Genomic DNA, 20183 nt, shown 5'->3' on the forward strand with positions numbered 1-20183 from the left:
TTAAAGCCAATCACGAGCAACATCTAAATCTTATCGCTGTCTTTCTTTAAACGCCCGCTCCACATCACGTTTCGCTTCTTTATTCTTCAAATCTTGGCGCTTATCGTATTTCTTCTTACCTTTCGCCACACCAATCAGCACTTTTGCATAGCCGTCCTTGATATACATTTTCAGCGGAATAATCGAGTACCCCGCCTCTTTTGTCTCACCGATCAACTTGCTAATTTGCTTCTTGTGTAACAATAACTTACGCGTTCGTAGCGGATCATGATTGTAGCGATTTCCCTGCTCATACGGACTAATATGCATATTATGCAAGAAAATTTCGCCACGATCGATTCGCGCATAGGCATCTTTCAAATTCACGCGCGCATTACGAACCGACTTGATCTCCGTTCCCTGAAGCACAATCCCAGCTTCAAAAGTTTCTTCAATCGCATAATCATGACGCGCCTTCTTATTTTGCGCTAGTAAACGTCCATCACCTTTAGGCATATTACATCTTCCCTTCTAACGGCGTGGTTTCTTCGGCTTCGTGCCCTTTGCCACACCTTGGTAAAATGGTTTTTTCTTTTTCTTCTTCGGTTGTCCAGCGTCCCCACCATCTTGCTTGCCTTTCTTACGCGAGGTATCGTTGTCCTTCCGTTTCTTATCACCACTCGGGCGGTTTTTATTTTTCTTAAACGATTTCGAGATTTCAACCGTTTTCTTACTCCGCTTAAAGCCAGGCGTTTCCTTACCAAGACTACGAAGCGCAAAGTCGATTTCGCGGTGATCCACGTCCACCTTCGTTACCTCAACCTCAACCTCGTCACCAATGCGGTAAACCCGACCAGTACGCTCACCAATCATAGCAAGCTGATTTTGATGGAATTGATAATAATCGTCCTTCATCGTACTCACGTGAACAAGGCCCTCAATCGTATTTGGCAACTCAATAAACAGACCGAAATTCGTCACCGAACTAATAATCCCTTTAAAAATTTCACCAACATGATCCACCATGTATTCCGTTTTCTTCAGCTCATCCGTCTCACGTTCCGCCTCTACAGCCCGGCGCTCCATTTTAGACGTATGCTCTGCGATCTCAGGAAGGCGCTCAGCCCATTTCGCCATCGTTGCGTCATCAATATCCCCATGAATCAAATACTCACGAATTAAGCGATGTACAATCAAATCCGGATACCTGCGAATCGGCGACGTGAAATGCGTATAGTATTCCGTCGACAAACCGAAATGTCCTAAGTTCGCCGTATCATATTTCGCCTGTTGCATCGAACGAAGCATGATTGTCGAAACCACCATTTCCTCCGGTTTCCCCTTAACCTCTTCCAAAACTTGCTGCAAAGCCCGCGGATGCACATCATTCGCCGTTCCCTTCACAACCAAGCCGAAGTTCGTAATAAACTCGAAGAAACGCTGCAACTTCTCTTCTTTTGGATCTTCATGGATACGATAAATAAACGGTACTTGCATCCAGAAAAAATGCTCCGCGATACATTCATTGGCCGCCAACATGAACTCCTCAATCAAGCGCTCACCAGCCGAACGTTCTCGCGTCACAACTCCCGTCGGACGCCCCTCTTCATCCACAACAACACGCGCTTCCTTAAAGTCGAAATCAATCGCCCCACGCGCATCCCGCTTCTTATTCAAAATTTTGGACAAAGCGTACATATCCTCAAGCATCGGCACAATCGGCGCATACTTCTCGCGTAAATCCGCATCCTCCGCCACTAAAATATCATTCACATCCGTATACGTCATCCGTTCTGTCGTATTAATCACACTTTCAAAAATCTCATGCGAAACAACAGCTCCCGACGCATCAATCTCCATCTCACAAGACATCGTAAACCGATCCACATGCGGATTCAGCGAACAAATCCCGTTCGACAAACGATGCGGAATCATCGGAATAACCCGGTCCACCAAGTATACACTCGTGCCACGCTCCGCCGCCTCGCGATCAAGCGCCGAGCCCTCCGTCACATACGAACTCACATCCGCAATATGTACACCCAGTTTATGGTTGCCATTTGGAAGTTGCGATACCGTTACAGCATCATCCAAATCCTTCGCATCCGCGCCATCAATCGTAATAATAACCTGGTCACGCAAATCACGACGCGCCCCAATCTCGCTCTCCGCGATTTCAGCAGGAACTTTATTAGCCTCCTCCATCACATCATCCGGAAACGCAATTGGAATCCCGTGCTTATGAATAATCGACAAAATATCGACACCCGGATCATTCCGATGCCCAATAATCATTTTGACAATCCCACGCGCACGATTACGCCCCTCAGGGTATTCCGTCAATTCCACGATAACCTTATGACCATCCACAGGTTTCAGACCACTTGCAAGATCAATTTCCACCTGTCCAAAAGTCCTTTTATCATCCGGAATCACAATCGGATCCCCCATCAAATCTTCCATATACGTCCCAACAACTTGCGACGTTTTCCGCTCCACAATTTTATGAATCATACCCTCCGCTAAATTATCACCCTTAATCTTCGTGATATTAGCAAAAACAATATCCCCATTCATCGCGTTATTCACTTGCGTTGGCGGGATAAAAATATCATCCATCTCTTGGTCCTCAGGAAGCACAAACCCAAAGCCCTTCTCATGTGCCCGGAAAGTCCCCTTCACAAAATCAAGCTCCTCTGGGAACGCATAGCGGTTCTTCTTGGTGCGAATCACATCCCCGCGATCCTCCATTGCCACAAGCGACTTCACCATCGCCTTAAAATCATCCGCATCTTGCAAACCCATCTCCGCCTCTAAATCATCCAGCGAAAACGTCTTTTTCGGTGATTCCTTCATAAACTCTAAAATCTTATCTTCTATTTTCTTCATTGTTTCCCTCCTCTCTCTTCGTAAAACTTAAACATGCCAATCAAGCGTATCTAAAAAGGCCAAAATATCATCTTGCAACTGCGCCTTTTCCTTGTCAATCGTAATAACATGCCCAGAATTCTCGTACCATTTCAGTTCCTTTTGATCTGACTCTACCTTATTATAAATCAATTCCGCTCCATTTACATCCACCATCAGATCTTTTTTTCCTTGAACGACCATCATTGGCGCATAAATCAAATCAATTTGCGGAATAACATCCTGAATCTCATCCTTCAATTTCGCAATCGTGTCCATCGGCGCATCCTTATACGCCAACATCTCCGCATCAATAACGTCCGGCGACTTGCCCTCATACTTCTTATAATTACGGACATAATCCAAAAACCCTTGAATAATCGGCGAAGAACTATCCATCCGCGTCGGCGTACTCATCGCAACAATCCCCAAAAGCGGCCGATTATACCCAAGCTTCAACGAAAACAGCCCACCGAGCGAAAGCCCAGCCACCGCAATCTCCTCGTAACCAAGCGATTTCAAGCGATCATAAGCCGCGAGCACATCCTGCCACCAATCATCAGGCCCCGTCGTCAAAAGCACATCAGGCGACACACCATGCCCCTTATACTGCGGCGCGTAACACGTATAATTATTATCCTGCAAAAATCGACCCAACATCCGCACATCCGCCGAACTACCCGTAAAACCATGCAACAACAACACCGCACGTTTCCCCGTCTCAAATAAAAATGGCTCTGGCGCCTTCATCTTCATATCAAAAAATCCCCTTCATTCTAAAAATATCATTACTCCCAGTGTACAGCCTCCGCACGTAAAATTCAAAAAGAAGGTGCTGGGCGAATCAAGTTAGTAGCATCGGAGTTCAAGACAATTGGTTTTGCGTACTAGAATTCGTATTTACACTTGATAAATTTGGTAGTAATCAAGTTATGCTACTCTAGACAGATTAAACGCTCACTATGTTCACGCTTATAATGGTACCGTCGCTCATTACATTTCGAACAGTTCCAACAATACTCTCTTCACTCGCACTCATGCTATGCCCGTTACAGCCCCAGCAACAAAAAAACCACCCGAAATCAAGTTCAGGTGGAGTTCACTGCTTTTCGAAATTACAAGAAAAATCCTAAAGCAATCAATATTGCAAAGAAGATTACCGCTAAAACGATCGTTGTACGATGTAATATACGCTCAAGTCCTCTTGCTTTTTGTTTACCAAATAGTTCTTCCGCTCCACCAGAGATAGCTCCGGATAACCCGTTACTCTTACCTGGTTGAAGAACAACTACGATTATTAACAATACTGATACAATAACTAATAAAACTGTTAAAGCTGTATTCATGCTCTTTCCTCCTAAAACCGTCCTCTTTTTGACTACCTTTTATGATAGCATATTTTGCATAGAAGGTAAAGCCTAAAAAAGAGGATTCACCATCAAAAACGGTAAATCCTCTCATCTGTTATTTATCTGCTTTTGGTTGCATTTGGCTCATAACACCCAATCGATTATATGCATTAATCGTCGCAATCAGCAAGTACAATTCTCCAATTTCCTTCTCGCTATACAATCTTTCAAGCTCTGCGTAAACCGCATCAGAAACACCATGCTGATGAATGAACGTCACTTCCTCAACAAGTTCCAACACAACGCGTTCTTTATCCGAATAAAACGGAGCCTCACGCCAAGCATTCACACCTACAATACGCTGAATCGTTTCACCGTTTTCTAGCGCCTCTTTCGTATGCATATCAAGGCAAAACGCACAGTGATTCAAGCTCGATGCATAAATCTTAATCAATTCCTGTAAATCTTTCGGAATGCTGCTTTCCCGACCTAACGTGTCCAAATTCCCCAACGCCGCATAGGCCGCTGCATTTTCCTTCATCAAATTAAAACGTATACTCATTTTACATTCTCCTTTCGTCTCTCACTAATAAGACAAATCAGCTAGCAAAAACGTGACACAATTCCTCAAAAATTTTTCAATTTATCCGGGTTCGTCACGACAAAAACACTCTGAACCTTGTCCCCGTCTACATTTAAACCAAGAAAAATAATCCGAACTAATTTCCCATCTTTCTTAATTAGCATGCAAATTTGCTCATCAATGACTTGAAGTTCACGCGAATCCCCAAAGAATTCATGTTCCGTAACCCCACGTAAAAAAGCCCCAATTCGAAGTGGCGTATGTATAACCCGTAACGGCGCCTGTCTCCTTTTTCCACCATCGATCTGCATCGTCGCCTCACTCGTAAGCATCTCGATAAATGGCGCAATATTACCATCCTCAATACTCTTCACAAAAAACGCAATCATCGACTTATTGGCGCCTGGCTCACGCTCCAATTGCAGTTCCGATTTTGCAATAATTCGCTTCGCCCGCGTCAAAACCTGCCGACTATTCAACACCGAAATATCCAATAAATCCGCAATTTCCTGATGCGAATAACCAAACACATCCTTCAGCAAAAACACCGCTCGATCTTTCGGTTCCAAACTCTCAAACACGACCATCATCGCATAATTGACCCGTTCCTTCCGCTCCAATTGCGCCTCCAGTTCTTCCGAAAGCGGCTCCGGAATCCAAGGCCCATAATACTCCTCACGCGTTTTCCGAGCCGACTTCGCCAAATTAATCGACTTGTTCACCGCAATCCGTGTCAAGAAAGCCTTCCGATTCAGAATATCCTCATCCTTATGCTTCTCCCACTCTATGTACGTCTCCTGAACAACATCCTCCGCATCCGCCATCTCACCAATAATCCGATACGACACCGTCAACAATAACTTCCTATACTCTTCCACCGAACAAACCTCCCATCAAAAAAAGGAACACCTCACGCTCAGGCATTCCTCACTTATCTTATACCACGACTTCTTCTAGCCACATCAAATCATCCAAGAAATAAACTAAATCCTCCGCTAAAATATCCTTCTCGCAGTCCGTTGTAATATCGTGACCCGAGCCCGCATAAAAGCATAGTTGCTTATCATCCGAGTGAATATTTTTGAAAATATAGTTCGCGTCATCAGCTGAAATTTCTTCATCCTGACAACCTTGTCCAATCATCGTTGGCACTTCAATTCGCTCGATATCGCTCGCCACCGCTTTATAAAACGCAGAACGCGCGTCTGTCATTGTTTTTATCTCAGGCGCATAATTAGCAAGCATTACTTCTGCTTCCGCGTCTGCAATTCCTTCTCTACTCATACTCTTTAATAGGTATTTCTCCACTGGAATATATCGCATTTTACGGTTCACGTTCGCACATAATGGAGCGATTGCTTTCGGATCAAATGTTTCCGCCATTTTCAGAGCAAAAACACCACCCATTGCAGCGCCTACTATTGCTATTTCGTGATATCCTTGGTCCTGTAAATGCTTGTAACCCGCCTTCGCATCCTCATACCACATTTCTGGTGTGGTTTTTAAGAAGATTGCCGGTTCCTCGCCATGACCGCGATAATTTGGTGCATACACTGTATAACCATTCTCTGCTAGATATTCACCTAATTCTCTAACATCCTCTGTCGTTCCTGCAAATCCATGCAGTAATAGAACAGCACGACTGCCTGCTTTTAAAAGAAAGCTACGATCCGTACTCATGATTAATTGCACTCCTCCATCTTCCTTAACTTGCCCTCATTGTACGCCATATTGACGCCAATTGCCAGTTTTTGATTCGGATCCCGAAAACCCTTGCTATCAAAGGATTCAGCACCGTTCACAATCTCTATTTTTGGGGTAAGTAATTTATACAATAGACATATGATAACGCCAAACGGAGGAACTGTCAATCTAATTCTCACATAATAAACAGAAAAACATTATTTAGCTACTTTGTCCCTAGATTTACGTCACATCTTCGTCAAAAAAGGAAACAATAACCTGATGCAACTCACGCGTTTTTTGGCGAATCAAAAAATGCGTCCCATTATGAATAACAGTCATCTTACCGCGCTGAACCAAATTCACCATATTCCTAGTATCAGCCTTTGAAATCACGTCATATTCACCAATAACCGCCAGCATCGGCGCTGAAATCCTCGCCAAATCTCTTTCTTTAATATGCGGATGAAAAATCATCAATCCCATCTGCGCCTTAACACGCCTAAAAAAGAAGCTGAACGGCGTCAGAAGAATCGAAAATAAATAACCAACAAACGTAAAAATATTCGCCCACCATTTAATCTGACTCGTATCATAATTGGTTCCAATCACAACCATCTGCACCTGCCGTTTTGGCTGGTACATCGCCATTTCCAACGCAATAATGCCACCATCACTATATCCAATAACACGATACCTATCAATTTTCAAAAAATCTAATAGACATAAAATATCCAGCGCCATAACCTGAAAATCAAGCGGCCGAAAACCCAGCTCAGACTTCCCATGACCACGTGAATCCACCGCAATTACTTGATACTCTTTTCGAAAAAAGTCAATTTGTCGCTTCATCGCACCGTGGCTCTGCCCATTTCCATGCAGCAAAACAAGCGGCTCACCTCTGCCATAAATATGATAAGAAAGTTCAATTCCGTTCACATGTGCTTTCATTGCCCTCACCAAACCTTTAGTCACGAAGTCTTAGTACAGTAATTATAGCAGAAAAAAGATTTTTACCAAAAGACTAAGGATAACGTCAAAAAGCACTCCAGAAATTCTGGAGTGCTCTCGGTTATTCACAGCGATTATTTTTTCAAGTTGTAGAAAGTATCTTCGCCGTGATATTGTGCTAGGTTACCTAGGTTGTCTTCAATACGTAGCAATTGGTTGTATTTAGCAACACGGTCTGTACGAGTTGGAGCACCTGTTTTGATTTGTCCAGCGTTTGTTGCAACAGCGATGTCAGCGATTGTGCTGTCTTCTGTTTCACCAGAACGATGGGAAACTACTGCTGTGTAACCAGCGCGTTTAGCCATTTCGATAGCGTCTAATGTTTCAGTAAGCGTACCGATTTGGTTAACTTTGATAAGGATTGAGTTAGCGATGCCGTTGTCAATTCCTTCTTTCAATTTCTTAGTGTTTGTAACGAACAAGTCATCACCAACTAATTGTACGCGATCGCCAAGGCGTTCAGTCAATAGTTTGTGACCTTTCCAGTCGTTTTCGTCTAAACCATCTTCAATAGAGATGATTGGGTATTTGTTAACTAACTCTTCGTACCAAGCAACCATTTCTTCAGAAGTACGAGTTACGCCTTCACCTTTAAGTTCATAGTTACCAGTTTCGCGGTTATAGAACTCAGAAGATGCTGCATCCATAGCCAATTTAACTTGCTCGCCTGGAGTGTAACCAGCTTTTTTGATTGCTTCGATGATTGTTTCTAATGCTTCTTCATTTGATTTAAGGTCAGGAGCGAATCCACCTTCATCACCAACACCAGTGTTAAGGCCTTTGCCTTTAAGAACTGATTTAAGGTTGTGCAAGATTTCAGTACCCATACGTAATGCTTCAGAGAAAGTTTTAGCTCCGACAGGCATAACCATGAATTCTTGAATGTCTACGTTATTGTCAGCATGTTCGCCGCCATTAACGATGTTCATCATTGGAACTGGTAATACTTTAGCGTTTACTCCACCAATGTATTCGTATAACTCAAGGCCTAATTCTTCTGCTGCTGCACGAGCTGCTGCTAAAGAAACACCTAGAATTGCGTTAGCGCCTAATTTACCTTTGTTTTCAGTACCGTCAAGCTCGATCATTGCTTGGTCTAAACCGATTTGGTCTGTTACGTCAAAACCGATAATTTTGTCTGCAATAATGTCATTTACGTTTTCAACAGCTTTCAAAACACCTTTACCCATGTAACGGCTTGAATCGTTGTCGCGTAATTCTACTGCTTCATATTCACCAGTAGATGCGCCACTTGGAACTAATGCGCGACCGAATGCGCCAGTTTCTGTGTAAACTTCTACCTCGATAGTTGGGTTACCACGGGAATCAAGAACTTCGCGTGCGTATACTTCAGTAATAATAGACATAATTTATACTCTCCTCTAAAATTGAATTTTGTAAGGAAGTGACCGAATTACCGGTTGCTTACCTTCTTATTTTAGCCTTGTTTCGCGGAAAACGCAAAGCAGACCTGTTTATTTTTGAATTAAACTTTCACCAGTCATTTCTGCTGGTTTTTTCACGCCTAAAAGATCAAGCATCGTTGGGGCTACATCGGCTAAACGACCGCCTTCACGCAAGGTTGCGCCAGCTTTTGTCACGATTACTGGAACCGGAACTGTCGTATGCGCTGTATGTGGCTTGCCTTCTGGTGTTGTCATCGTTTCAGAATTACCGTGATCGGCGAAAATAATCGCAGAACCGCCTTTTTCCAAAATTGCATCGACAACGCGTCCAAGGTTCTCATCCACTGCTTCAATCGCTTTAATCGTTGGTTCAACCATGCCTGAGTGACCTACCATATCCGGATTCGCAAAGTTTAAGATAATCGCATCATGTTTATCATTCTCGATATCTGCTACCAGTGCGTCCGTTACTTCATAGGCGCTCATTTCAGGTTTCAAATCGTACGTTTCCACTTTCGGCGAATCAATCAGAATCCGGCTTTCACCAGGGAATTCTTCGTTACGCCCACCGTTCATGAAGAAAGTAACATGAGGATATTTCTCTGTTTCAGCAATACGCAATTGCGACAAGCCTTCATTAGATAAAACTTCCCCGATCACATTCGTCATTGGCATCGGAGCAAAAGCAACTTCTGCCACGATACTCGGATTATAAAGCGTCATCGTCACGAATTTCACGTTTTTCGGATGTTTGTCGCCACGGTCAAAATGTTCCCATTCTGTATCCGTGAACGCATTCGAAAGTTGGATCGCGCGGTCAGGACGGAAGTTGAAGAAAATAACAGCGTCGTTATCTTTCACAGTTGCGACTGGTTTGCCATCTTTCGCTACAACAGCAGGAACAACGAATTCGTCATTTTTGCCATCCGCGTAAGAAGCTTCTACCAATTTCACTGGATCTTCAAATTGCGCGCCTTCCCCTTTAACAATCGTGTTATAGGCTTTTTCGACACGTTCCCAGCGCTTATCACGATCCATCGCGTAGAAGCGTCCAGAAACCGTTGCAATTTCGCCATAGTTAAGATCAGCAATGGCTTTTTGCAATGTTTCTAAATATCCTACTGCAGATTGTGGTGCCACGTCGCGTCCATCAAGGAAAGCATGGATGTAGACGTTTTTCACGCCTTCTTTCTTCGCTGTTTCAAGCAAAGCTACTAAATGGTTGATGTGACTGTGCACGCCGCCATCTGATAACAAGCCGAACAAGTGAAGATCGGAATTATTCGTTTTTGTATGCGTGAAAGCATTGTTTAACGCTTCATTTTTCGCGAATTCGCCTTCTTCAATGGCTTTGTCAATACGCGTCAAACTTTGGTAAACAATACGTCCAGCGCCGATATTTGTATGTCCGACTTCTGAGTTACCCATTTGGCCTTCTGGAAGACCGACATCAAGGCCGGCTGCTTTCAGTTGTCCATGCGGGAAGTTTGCCCAGTAGCGGTCAAAGTTAGGTTTATTAGCTAAGGCAACAGCATTCCCAACTGTTTCGTTACGTAAACCGAAACCATCAAGAATGATGATAGCTACAGGTGATTTTGCCATTTATTTCACTGCCTCCAATAAAGCTAAGAATGATGCTGGCTCAAGACTCGCGCCACCAACTAAAGCTCCATCAATGTCGGATTGTGCCATATATTCGGCAATATTTTCAGGTTTTACACTACCGCCGTATTGAATACGAACAGCATCTGCCGCTTCTTTAGAAACAGCTTCTGCAACAGTTTGACGAACAACAGCACATGTGTCGTTAGCATCTTTACTTGTAGAAGATTTACCAGTTCCGATTGCCCAGATTGGCTCATAAGCAATAACAGATTTAGCAACTTGCTCTTCCGTCAAGCCTTTAAGCGCTGCACGGATTTGTCCACTAACCCATTCGTTCGTTTGGCCAGCTTCGCGTTGTTCCAATGTTTCACCACAGCAGATGATTGGCGTCATGCCGTGTTTGAAGATTGCGTGTGCTTTTTTGTTGATATCTTCGTCTGTTTCGTGGAAATACTCACGACGTTCAGAATGTCCGATAACAACGTAAGAAACGCCAAGATCAGCGACTGCAAATGGGCTGATTTCGCCTGTGAAAGCACCTTCGTCTTCAAAATAAGTATTTTGAGCTGCGATTCTAAGATCAGTTCCCTCAGTCAAGCCAACTAATTCTTTTAAAAATAAAGCTGGTGCTGCGATTACGGAATCCACAACATCTTTACTTGGAACTTTATTCTTAACGTCCTCAGCAAATTGTCCAGCTTTAGCAGCTGTTTTATTCATTTTCCAGTTTCCTGCAATGATTGGTTTGCGCATAATTTAGACCATCCCTTCCTCTTCAGCGCGCCGACAAACGCTCATCTTCGTCGTTAAACCTTCCGTTCCGATGCACTTCTACACAAAAGAGTTACGCATAACTTCTCACATGGTCGAGGATACTACTCTCTCTCCCTGTTTTCAGTCACCATACCCAAGTATGCTCCGCTTCAGTACTCAGCTTTGCCTAAAATCTAAGCATTTGTCGACACGCTGAGGCTCGCAGATACTATCATGACCTGCGAAATACGAGAGGTTAACAGTTTTAATTCTTATTTATCGCTAATAGATTCAACGCCAGGTAGTTTTTTGCCTTCTAGGTACTCTAGAGAAGCTCCGCCACCAGTTGAAATATGGGTGAATTTGTCAGCGTAACCTAGGTCCATCGCTGCAGCTGCACTATCGCCACCGCCGATGATTGTTGTTGCGCCTTCAAGATTCGCGATTGCTTCACAAACGCCGATTGTTCCTTTAGCAAAGTTGCTCATTTCGAATACGCCCATAGGACCGTTCCAAACAACCGTTTTCGCGCCTTGCAATTCTTTTGTGAAAAGTTCCACTGTCGCAGGACCAATATCCAAACCTTCTTCGTCAGCCGGAATGTGGTTCGAGTCAACCGTGTGGAATGGTGCGTCATTGCTGAATTCATGAGAAACAACATTGTCGATTGGAAGTACTAATTTGTCGCCTGCTTTTTCAAGTAAGCTCTTCGCAAGATCGATTTTGTCTTTTTCTAAAAGGGAAATGCCGACTTCTTTACCTTGCGCTTTGAAGAATGTGTATGCCATTCCGCCACCGATAAGTAATTTGTCTGCTTTTTCGATTAAGTTCTCGATAACGCCAATTTTGTCGGAAACTTTCGCGCCACCAAGGATTGCAACAAGTGGACGTGATGGGTTATCCACAACGCCACCGATGAATTTAATTTCTTTTTCCATTAGGAAGCCTGCCGCTGAATCTAGGTTAGAAGCGATTCCAACGTTAGAAGCATGCGCACGGTGAGCAGTTCCAAATGCGTCATTTACAAAAACATCACCTAGAGAAGCCCAGTACTTGCCTAGCTCTGGATCGTTTTTGCTTTCTTTTTTACCGTCAACATCTTCAAAACGCGTATTTTCGAAAAGAATAACGTCGCCGTCTTTCATTTCGTTAATTGCGCCTTCAAGTTCTGGTCCACGAGTTACAGGCACGAATTTTACTTCTTTACCTAATAATTCGCTCAAACGTTCAGCAACAGGGCGAAGTGATTTATCCGCTTTGTCTTCTTCGGTCTTCACTTTACCTAAGTGAGAGAAAAGAATTGCTTTACCGTTTTGTTCAAGGATATATTGAATCGTTGGAAGTGCCGCTACGATACGATTATCATTGGTAATTTTACCGTCTTTCATTGGAACGTTAAAATCAACACGTACTAGAACTTTTTTGTCGTTTAAGTCTAAATCGGTCACAACTTTTTTAGCCATAATTCTTTTCCTCCATACTTTTCAAATAAAAAGCGGAAACAAAAGACCTGTTCCCGCTTATTTGTTTATTATTTAGTTCTTAGCAATCTTATTTAGCAATTTTAGCGAAATATTCAAGTGTACGAACTAATTGTGCAGTGTAAGACATTTCGTTGTCATACCAAGCAACAGTTTTCACTAATTGTTTGCCGCCAACTGAAAGGACTTTCGTTTGCGTTTCATCGAATAAAGAACCATAAGTGATTCCTTGGATATCAGAAGAAACGATTGGGTCGTTAGTGTAACCGAATGTATCTGCATCACTTGCAGCTTCCATTGCAGCGTTCACTTCTTCAACAGTAACGTCTTTCTTAAGAACAGTTACAAGTTCAGTTAATGAACCAGTTGCAACTGGAACACGTTGAGCAGCACCGTCTAATTTACCAACAAGTGATGGTAATACAAGACCGATTGCTTTAGCAGCACCAGTCGTGTTAGGAACGATGTTTTCTGCTGCAGCGCGCGCACGACGGAAGTCTCCACCTGGGTGAGGACCATCAAGAGTCATTTGGTCGCCAGTGTAAGCGTGAATTGTAGTCATAAGACCTTGTTCAATACCAAATTCTTTTTCTAATACGTTAGCCATTGGAGCAAGACAGTTAGTAGTACATGAAGCACCAGAGATAACTGTTTCAGTTCCATCTAAAGTATCGTGGTTTACGTTATAAACGATTGTTTTCATGTCGCCAGATGCAGGAGCTGAGATAACAACTTTTTTAGCACCAGCTTTGATGTGTAGTTCTGCTTTTTCTTTCGCAGTGAAGAAACCAGTACACTCAAGAACGATATCTACACCTAGTTCGCCCCATGGTAATTCCTCAGGGTTACGGTTAGCTAAAACTTTAACTTCTTTGCCGTTCACGTTGAAATAACCATCATGTACTTCAACATCGCCATCGAAACGACCTTGAGTAGTATCATATTTCAACAGGTGAGCTAACATTTTAGCGTCTGTTAAGTCATTGATTGCAACAACTTCAATACCTTCCACATTTTGAATACGACGGAATGCTAGACGTCCGATACGTCCAAAACCATTAATACCAACTTTAACTGTCATAAGTCAATTTCCTCCTTGAAAATAATGAAATTTTTTATTTCAAAAGGGTGTTTTCCCCTTTTAAAAGCATCGTTGCGGCTCCTTCGTCTGTTACTAAAATCGTATGTGCCGGAGCGGTTTTCATATACGACTTGATTGCTTTGGCCTTCGAAGTGCCTCCTGCTAGTGCAATAATGTTCGGTATGCGAGGTAGGTCTTCAAATTGTAAACCAAATGTTGGGACTTTGTACACGACTTCTCCTTCTTCATTGAAGTAATAGCCAAATGCTTCTCCCACGGCTTGTCTATCCGTGATTTTCTGCATTGTCTCGGCGTTCGTGTGCCGGCGCTGTGCCATCGTCATCGCATCGCCAATACCATGTAATATCGCATTTGCCGATTGAACGAGTCGCAGTCCTTCTTGAATCGCGGGCTCCTTCATCAATGATTGATACGCTTCTTCGCCAAGTTGTTCCGGTACATAAAACATACGGTGTTTGCCGTTCGTCTTCGTTGCCATCCTGTCACAAATCGTGTTCGCTTGATTATTAAGATCCTCACCAAGCCCACCACGCCCTGGGACAAAAAGTAGTTCGCGTCCATTTGAAAAATCAGGTGTCATCATTTCGGCTAGCGTCGCCATTGTTGAACCACCCATCACGGCAATTGTATTCTTCTTCCCCGTGAGTGATATATCCAGCTGTTCGAGTGCCACACGTCCCATTTCTTCCAGAACCCATGGCGTCACATCGCTATCACCTTGAACGACAAAACAAGCTTTGATCTTTAATTTCTCGCGCAGTCTATCTTCCATTGTATGTATTCCCGTCAATTGATTCATAACGGATTCCAATTCGCGAAATACGACCAGACCATCCTTCGTCACTGTCATCCCAGCAGGAGCAATGCCAATCAACCCTTGTGCTTTCAAAAATTCAACCTCACCACGCAGCACCCGCTCACTCATTCCCAACATCTGGGCAAGTGTCCGTCTACCAACCGGCTCCGCAAAATAAATCGAACGCAAGATCTGATAGCGCTTCTGCATTACTAGAAGCATGTCGGGTAACAATTTCTTTTGAATGTTAATAATATCTGACATTTCAAAGTCTCCTAACTATCTTGGACTCTTCTTGACCCGCTTAGTCATAAGACGTCCCGATAAAACTAAAAAAACAAGAGAACTAAGTCTTTGCTAGTAAACTATTGTGACCATCGCCCACTAAAACGCAACGCCAGTCATCTTTTCGTTTCTAAACTAACCCATCTCTTCTCGTAAATCGCCTGCCATAAAGCAAGTAGCTATTTCATTACCCTACAACAACCATTCTACCAGTGATTAGGTCAAAATTCAAGCATTAAGCTATCATTTAAAGAAAAATTCATGATTTATTAACACTGTGTTCCTACTATATAATAAGCACACACTACCATATTCCACGAATCGAGTTTGTTAAAACATGAACAATTCAAATTGAAAAGAAAACCTCCCGTCACATAGACAAGAGGCTAAACAAATCTTTTCCGTTTCGAGGAAGACAGAATATTTAACTCACCGCGATATTTCGCAATGGCACGGCGCGAAACTTGAATACTCTGCTCATCCAACATCTCCACAATTTTTTGGTCAGAAAGTGGTTTTAACTTATTTTCCTCGTTCACAAATTGCTGGATTAGCTTCTTAATACTTTGACTTGAAACATCGCCAGCATCCGATTCTTCGCTCGCTTTCTTCGTCAGGCTCGATGAAAAAAAGTACTTCAACTCATACACACCCTGCACCGTCTCCATATATTTCCCGTTCACCGCCCGGCTCACCGTCGATTCATGGACATCAATTTCCTCCGCGATTTCCTTTAGAGTCAGTGGCTGTAAATGTTTCCCCTCATGCAAAAAGAAATCCCGCTGATGCCGCACTATCGCCTCACCAACACGACCAATCGTACTTTCCCGCTGCTCCAAGCCCTTCTTCAACCAATCAAATTCGCCAGCCTTTTCCTTCAAAAATGCCGCCACATCTTTTTCCTGTGTCGCCTGCATCATATTGAAATAACCCTCTTGAAACTTCATCCGTGGCAAAAATTGCTTAGCTACCTTGACCCGTAGTTCATCACCGTCTCGTTGCAACACAAGGTCTGGTACAACATATTGCACCCGCTCCGATTCAAATTCCGCACCTGGTTTCGGGTTAAGTGTAATAATGAAATCCGAAATCGCTTGAATATCCACCATTTCGATACCTAAGCCATCCGCTATCTTTTTCCAGCGTTTATTCGCAAAGTCCTCAAAATAATCATGAATCAGCGCGTAAGCCTTATCCGGCGCCCTCTCATGCCTTTGGATTTGCAATAAAATACATTCTTTTGCATCACGCGCACCGACCCCAGCAGGTTCAAAGCCCTGCAACGTCTCCAGCATTTCCAACACATCGCCCTCAGAAATAAGCAATGCCGAAGCCACAACATCCAGCTCCGTCTGCAAATAGCCATTTTTATCAAGACTTTCAATTAAAAACAACAACGCCAACTTCTGCTGACTCGTCATATCTAAAAACTGCATCTGTTCCTTCAATGCATCCGCAAGCGTCATCGTCGTATCCGCAATCTGCTCCAGCCAGTCTGTATCGTCCGCCCCTGCCAGCTTATCTTTTTTGCGCGTCGTCGTTATTGTATAATCAGGAGCCGTATCCACACCCGGAATCACCTCAATCAAAGGATTCTCCAGTGCCTTATCTTCCAGAAAAGCCGTCAAATCTTCCATATTAAACTGCAACATCGCGATAGATTGCGACAACTGTTGTGTCATCATCAACTTCATCGATTGCGTCTGCTGCTGCTTCTGGACAAAATTGGACTCTAATCTCATGAGATAACTCCTCCTATTTCATACTCGTCTCCTCTATTATAACACGCGAAACCCCACACGATAAGACCTAAATAAAAACACCTCCCAATGATGCTAGGAGGCGTATCGTACTATTTCGGTAGATGCGCGATAAAATTATCATAGCAAAAACCTTTAATTTCTTGTTCTGTAAAATGTTTTCTGAGTTCCGCGATAAACGCCGGATATTTCGAACAATCTTCCAGCCCCTCAATGTGATATGGAATACCATCGAAATCGGAGCCAAATCCAATATTTTTAACACCGCCAAGATCGCAAATATGTTTAATATGGGCAATGATATCTTCCATATAAACGGTATCTGCTGTCTCCTTCACGAATAATGGATAGAAAACCAGATGAATCATCGCGTCTTTTTCAAGTAGTGCCTTAATCTGTTCATCAGACAAATTACGAGGATGCGGACAAATCGCCTTCGCATTAGAATGGCTGGCAATCGGATAATCCGCGAGTTCCATCACATCCCAAAATGCTTTCTCACTCAAATGCGATACGTCCGTGAACACTTTCCGATCATTCAATCGCGCCACAATCGCCTTACCAAAGTCCGTCAAGCCAGCACCGCGTGATTCCTCGATACCATCAGCCGCCAGATTCGCATTATTCCAAGTTAAACCGACCGAAAGTACGCCATAATCCAACATTTGATCCAATTTGCGCAAGTCCGTCCCAATCGGCTCCACACTCTCCAAAGTAAGGAATGCCGCAATTTTCTCCTCTGGCACACGATCCACATCAGACCACTGTCTAAGCGGTTTAATCACGCCATTCCGGTGCAATACATGTTGCTTATAAATATTCACCTGTTCAATCGCTTTCTTCCATTTCTGTTCGACAGGTGTCGTCGGCTCTAGAAAAATCGCAAAAGCCTGCATTTTGATGCCACCCGCAATCATTTTTTCAAAATTCACATCTAACTGCTCCGAATCCTGAAACGTAACTTTGCCAGCACCGGCCTGTAGCTTATAAAGCGCGTCACAATGCATATCCACGATGTTTATCATTACACCCACCTCCAATTAATATCTCTATTATATACTTTTTGGAGGCGGAAACAAGACTTATTATCAGAACCCAGAAAACACCGCTAAATCCAAGCGCGCCGAGAAATGATTAGATGCTAGGCAAAAGCGAGTACCGAAGCGGAATGTACGACTTGTACAAGAGCATCGGAACGGAGGTTTTAACGACGCAGATGATCGTTTCTCGGCGCGCGTGCTGGCCAGAATGCCCATTTTCCAAGTAGCATCGTAATTGCGGGAACTAAGAATGGACGAACGATGAATGTGTCAAGTAGAACCCCAATCGCTGTGATTAAGCCAAATTGGACGAGCAATTGAATCGGTAATGTAGTCAAAACAGCGAACGTTCCAGCTAAAATAATACCTGCCGATGTGATAACACCACCAGTTTGCCCAACGCCTTCTGTAATCGCCTCACGAAGCGGCAACTCCCGACTTTTCTTCCAGATGCTTGAAATCATGAAAATGTTGTAATCCTCACCGAGCGCCACGATAAAGACGAACGCGTAAATCGGTATCAAACCAGCGATTGCCTCAACGCCCAAAACGTAATGAATGATGAGCCAGCCAAGTCCGAGTGCACTGAAGAATGACAGCAAGACCGTCGCCACGAGATATACCATCGCGGTTACAGAACGCAAGTATACGAGTAGCAGCAACGCAATCAATCCGATAACAAGTGGAATAATCAACGCCTCATCTTGTTTCGTCACAGCACGTGAATCGTATTGTGTCGCCGTCTGCCCAGCAATCCAAACATTGTTTTTCGAAATTCCAGCATCAGCAAGCGTCGTTTCCGCTGTACCGCGAATATCCGGAATAACATCCATCGCCTCGTTACTATAAGGATTATCCGCAAGCTCAATCGTATACATCACATAATCCGGATTTTTTGCGCTTGGAGTACCGATAGAAACATTCGCAACGCCATCCTCTTTCTGCAAATTAGTCCGAAGATCCGTTTTTTCACCATCTGTTTTCACAATCAAGTCCACCGGCGCTAACTGCCCAGCACCAAAATGATCGCTAATCAACGTGAAACCTTCACGCGACGGCATATCTTTCGGGAATGTCGAAAGCGTGTCATACGTATATTTCACCTGCGTCGCAAAAATCGCACAGCCACCCAGAATCAAAATCGTAATCACAAACGTTTTAATCGGATGTTGCGCTGACATTTCACCAACACGGTGCCAAAAACGGTTTTCGCGATGTGGTTTTACCGTTTTGCCCTTTTTAGCAGCATGCGCTTTTGCCATCTCCTCTGTGCGCGGAACGAACGGCCAAAACGAAATCCGACCAAAAATACCGAGCAACGCCGGAACTAGCGTCAACGAAGAAATCATCATAATCAAGATTGACAAACTAAATGGCACCGCAAAATTGTGAATCGAACCATATTTTGCGACCAATAGGATAAGTAACGCGGCCATTACTGTGAAACCGCTAAGCGCAATCGCACCCGCCGTATTACTAAAAGCCTTTTTGAAAGCCGTATAGCGATTTTCATCATGGTGCAACTGACTGCGGAATCTTGCAATTAAGAACAAACAATAATCCGTCCCGGCCCCAAATAACAACACCGTCATAATCGAAAGCCCCTGCGAACCGTACGTAATAATGCCCTCTTTTCCAAGTAACGCAATAATCGGCGTCACCGCCAAATAAGCAAAACCAACCGCAATGAGCGGGATAAAAGCCAAAATCGGCGAACGGTAAATCACCAACAAGAATATCAAAACAAGCAAGACCGTCCCGATTAATAGCGACACATCCGCATCACTAAACAACTCCGTCGCATCCACGCTAATCCCCGCAGGCCCAGTCGTGCGCGCCGTCAACGTATCCTTACTACTTACTTTCTGGTCAAACGGCTTATCCACAAAAATCCCATTCGCCGTTTTTTCTAACTCCTCAAAACTCGTTTTCAGCTCATCCGAAGTCGCCTCCGAATCCATCAAAACCGTCTGAATAAACGTCGTACCATCCTTCGAAACCTGCTGCTTCAAAACTGGAAGCGGCATTTTATCATACGGGACCACCGTTTTCTGATGATCGACTGGATTTTGCTGCAACTCCTTCGAGAACTTCTGAATCTGCGCCAAATCAACATTCGTCAGCCCCGTACTCCGGAACCACGTAATCAGAGCCGGCGTACCTTCTCCCGTCGGAAACTGCTCATCCATCACTTTTTGCGCCACAACAGAAGGTTCTGACGCTGCTAAATCAGGCGCCGCATCGTCCTTATAATCCGCCGATTTCGGCAAAAACACCTGCAAAGCGACCACTATCAAAATCCAAACAGCAAGCGTAATCCATCTACCGCGCTCCCCTCCTACTGCGTTCGCAATCTTACTAAAAATCCCATGACTCATCTCAACTTCCCCCTAATTCATTTATCGATTGATCAATATTTTCGCTTATCAATTGATAAATTTTT

17 protein-coding genes are annotated in these 20183 nt (G+C 43.7%); all 17 read right to left on the reverse strand.

Annotated features, from left to right (window positions below; translation table 11 throughout):
* Positions 1-30: 30 nt before the first annotated feature.
* The 17 genes from smpB to HPK16_RS13645 all read right to left on the reverse strand — a co-directional run bounded on the left by smpB (position 31) and on the right by HPK16_RS13645 (position 20118).
* A complete protein-coding gene (gene smpB, locus HPK16_RS13565) occupies positions 31-495 on the reverse strand; it encodes an SsrA-binding protein SmpB (RefSeq protein WP_036076812.1) in 465 nt (154 codons plus the stop codon).
* Positions 496-510: 15 nt separating this feature from the next.
* Positions 511-2868: a ribonuclease R gene (gene rnr, locus HPK16_RS13570; protein WP_181677462.1), complete on the reverse strand. Its 2358-nt coding sequence runs from the start codon at positions 2866-2868 to the stop codon at positions 511-513.
* Between the two features lie 27 nt (positions 2869-2895).
* The gene (locus HPK16_RS13575) at positions 2896-3642 is read right to left on the reverse strand and encodes an alpha/beta hydrolase (RefSeq protein ID WP_181677463.1); all 747 of its coding nucleotides are present in this window, start codon (positions 3640-3642) and stop codon (positions 2896-2898) included.
* Positions 3643-4001: 359 nt separating this feature from the next.
* Positions 4002-4232, reverse strand: coding sequence for a preprotein translocase subunit SecG (gene secG, locus HPK16_RS13580; protein ID WP_181677464.1), 231 nt, complete (start codon positions 4230-4232; stop codon positions 4002-4004).
* A 118-nt stretch (positions 4233-4350) separates the two neighbouring features.
* Positions 4351-4797 carry a carboxymuconolactone decarboxylase family protein gene (locus HPK16_RS13585; RefSeq protein WP_181677465.1) on the reverse strand — a complete coding sequence of 149 codons (447 nt, stop codon included), beginning with the start codon at positions 4795-4797 and terminating at the stop codon, positions 4351-4353.
* A gap of 65 nt (positions 4798-4862) precedes the next feature.
* On the reverse strand, positions 4863-5696 hold the full coding sequence (locus HPK16_RS13590; RefSeq protein ID WP_181677466.1) for a sigma-70 family RNA polymerase sigma factor: 834 nt from the start codon (positions 5694-5696) through the stop codon (positions 4863-4865).
* A 58-nt stretch (positions 5697-5754) separates the two neighbouring features.
* On the reverse strand, positions 5755-6498 hold the full coding sequence (locus tag HPK16_RS13595) for an alpha/beta hydrolase (RefSeq protein WP_181677467.1): 744 nt from the start codon (positions 6496-6498) through the stop codon (positions 5755-5757).
* Between the two features lie 246 nt (positions 6499-6744).
* Positions 6745-7452 carry an alpha/beta fold hydrolase gene (locus tag HPK16_RS13600; protein ID WP_181677468.1) on the reverse strand — a complete coding sequence of 236 codons (708 nt, stop codon included), beginning with the start codon at positions 7450-7452 and terminating at the stop codon, positions 6745-6747.
* 134 nt (positions 7453-7586) lie between these two features.
* Entirely contained in the window at positions 7587-8879 is a 1293-nt protein-coding gene (eno, locus tag HPK16_RS13605; RefSeq protein WP_036063537.1) for a phosphopyruvate hydratase, read from the reverse strand.
* Between the two features lie 108 nt (positions 8880-8987).
* Positions 8988-10520, reverse strand: coding sequence for a 2,3-bisphosphoglycerate-independent phosphoglycerate mutase (gene gpmI / locus HPK16_RS13610; RefSeq protein ID WP_181677469.1), 1533 nt, complete (start codon positions 10518-10520; stop codon positions 8988-8990).
* Complete coding sequence (tpiA, locus tag HPK16_RS13615) at positions 10521-11276, reverse strand: triose-phosphate isomerase (RefSeq protein ID WP_181677470.1); 756 nt, start codon at positions 11274-11276, stop codon at positions 10521-10523.
* A 272-nt stretch (positions 11277-11548) separates the two neighbouring features.
* Positions 11549-12739 (reverse strand): phosphoglycerate kinase, encoded by a 1191-nt coding sequence (locus tag HPK16_RS13620; protein ID WP_036063542.1) that lies wholly within the window; start codon positions 12737-12739, stop codon positions 11549-11551.
* An 88-nt stretch (positions 12740-12827) separates the two neighbouring features.
* On the reverse strand, positions 12828-13838 hold the full coding sequence (gene gap / locus HPK16_RS13625; RefSeq protein ID WP_181677471.1) for a type I glyceraldehyde-3-phosphate dehydrogenase: 1011 nt from the start codon (positions 13836-13838) through the stop codon (positions 12828-12830).
* Positions 13839-13872: 34 nt separating this feature from the next.
* Positions 13873-14919: a sugar-binding transcriptional regulator gene (locus HPK16_RS13630; RefSeq protein WP_181677472.1), complete on the reverse strand. Its 1047-nt coding sequence runs from the start codon at positions 14917-14919 to the stop codon at positions 13873-13875.
* A 407-nt stretch (positions 14920-15326) separates the two neighbouring features.
* Positions 15327-16682, reverse strand: a complete 1356-nt coding sequence (gene rpoN / locus HPK16_RS13635; RefSeq protein WP_181677473.1) for an RNA polymerase factor sigma-54 — start codon at positions 16680-16682, stop codon at positions 15327-15329.
* 110 nt (positions 16683-16792) lie between these two features.
* Positions 16793-17722, reverse strand: a complete 930-nt coding sequence (locus HPK16_RS13640; RefSeq protein WP_181677484.1) for a membrane dipeptidase — start codon at positions 17720-17722, stop codon at positions 16793-16795.
* Between the two features lie 182 nt (positions 17723-17904).
* Complete coding sequence (locus HPK16_RS13645; RefSeq protein ID WP_181677474.1) at positions 17905-20118, reverse strand: MMPL family transporter; 2214 nt, start codon at positions 20116-20118, stop codon at positions 17905-17907.
* Positions 20119-20183 lie beyond the last annotated feature (65 nt).

The sequence above is a fragment of the Paenilisteria rustica genome (assembly GCF_013820765.1).
GTDB classification, from domain to species: domain Bacteria; phylum Bacillota; class Bacilli; order Lactobacillales; family Listeriaceae; genus Listeria_A; species Listeria_A rustica.